Below are 962 nucleotides of genomic sequence, written 5' to 3' on the forward strand. Positions count from 1 at the left end.
AACACCGAGCGGATCAAGGCCAAGGCGCTGCAGAACGGTCTCGTCAGCGAGGCCGAACTGGAGAAGATGACGGAAGCCCAGATCCACAAGTTCATCTTTGCCCCGGGCTTCTCCACCGCCGCCACCGTCACCTCGGTCTCCGGCCGCGGCGTCGGCATGGACGTGGTGCGCACCAATATCGACCAGATCGGCGGCACCATCGACATCAAGAGCGTGGCGGGTGAGGGCTCTTCCGTCACCATCAAGATCCCGCTGACGCTCGCCATCGTCTCGGCCCTGATCGTGGAAGCCGCCGGCGACCGCTTTGCGATCCCGCAGCTCTCCGTCGTCGAGCTGGTGCGGGCGCGGGCCAACTCTGAACACCGCATCGAGCGCATCAAGGACACCGCTGTGCTCAGGTTGCGCAACAAGCTGTTGCCGCTGATGCACCTGAAGAAGCTGTTGAAGATCGACGACGGCTCCTCAAGTGATCCCGAGAACGGCTTCATCGTGGTGACGCAAGTCGGCAGCCAGACCTTTGGCATCGTGGTCGACGGCGTGTTCCACACCGAAGAAATCGTGGTCAAGCCGATGTCAACCAAGCTGCGGCACATCGACATGTTCTCCGGCAACACCATTCTGGGTGATGGCGCCGTGATCATGATCATCGACCCCAACGGCATTGCGAAAGCGCTCGGCGCCTCCGGCTCGTCGGCCCATGAGATGGCCGATGAGGCCTCCGCCGCACATGCGATCGGCGGCGAACAGCTGACCTCGCTGCTGGTGTTCCGCGCCGGATCGAGCCAGCCCAAGGCGGTGCCGCTCGGCCTCGTCACCCGGCTGGAGGAGATCGCCACCGACAAGATCGAGCTCAGTAACGGCCGCTACATGGTGCAGTACCGCGAGCAGCTGATGCCGCTGGTGCAGATGACCGGGGTCACCGTGCAGACCCAGGGCTCGCAGCCGATCCTGGTGTTCGCCGA

General features: G+C 63.8%; 1 protein-coding gene. It reads left to right on the plus strand.

Translation table 11 applies throughout. The annotated features are described in order from the left end of the window. Nucleotides 1–962 (plus strand): chemotaxis protein CheA (locus KIP88_RS45845; RefSeq protein WP_214494627.1); only part of this gene is annotated, 962 nt, incomplete at both ends.

It is taken from the genome of Bradyrhizobium sp. SRL28, assembly GCF_018596315.1.
Taxonomy (GTDB): Bacteria; Pseudomonadota; Alphaproteobacteria; order Rhizobiales; family Xanthobacteraceae; genus Bradyrhizobium.